Source organism: Colwellia sp. BRX8-7 (genome assembly GCF_014077275.1).
Classification (GTDB): Bacteria; Pseudomonadota; Gammaproteobacteria; order Enterobacterales; family Alteromonadaceae; genus Colwellia_A.
The window spans coordinates 1-406 of sequence record NZ_JACGVP010000101.1; the positions used below are offsets into that span (position 1 = coordinate 1).

The following is a 406-nucleotide window of genomic DNA, read 5'->3' on the forward strand; positions in this document are numbered from 1 at the left end:
TCTGCTCTTATTACGCGACCTGTTTCATCTACAAGGGTTAAATAGTCCTTCAAACTAAAGCGGATACCGGAGGTTTTCTCTTGATGTTCATGGCCCGTAAAAGGTAATAACGTTGTCGGTTGCTCCCCGATAATGGCTGCCTTGATACGCAGTTGAATACTGGTAAAACTCGATTGCTCAGGTGTTTGAGCAATGCCCGCACGTACTGGATTTAAATCTACATAAGCCATACAAGCGAGTAATGCCCCTTCATCGAGCAGGGCTTGTGATTTAAAGCGTCCTTCCCAAAAGTGCCCTGTGCATTTATCTTCTTTATTGGCTTGTCGAGCAATAGGCTCGTTTAATGCCCGCATAAACCAACTGATATCGATTAAACGCTGTTTATAGACCTGTGCTGTTTCTTCAA

The 406-nt window shown here is 43.8% G+C and carries 1 protein-coding gene; it reads right to left on the bottom strand.

Going from position 1 to position 406, the window contains the following annotated elements; translation table 11 throughout:
• On the bottom strand, positions 1 to 406 hold a 406-nt coding region (locus tag H4J57_RS19605), incomplete at both ends, for a transposase (RefSeq protein ID WP_409049414.1).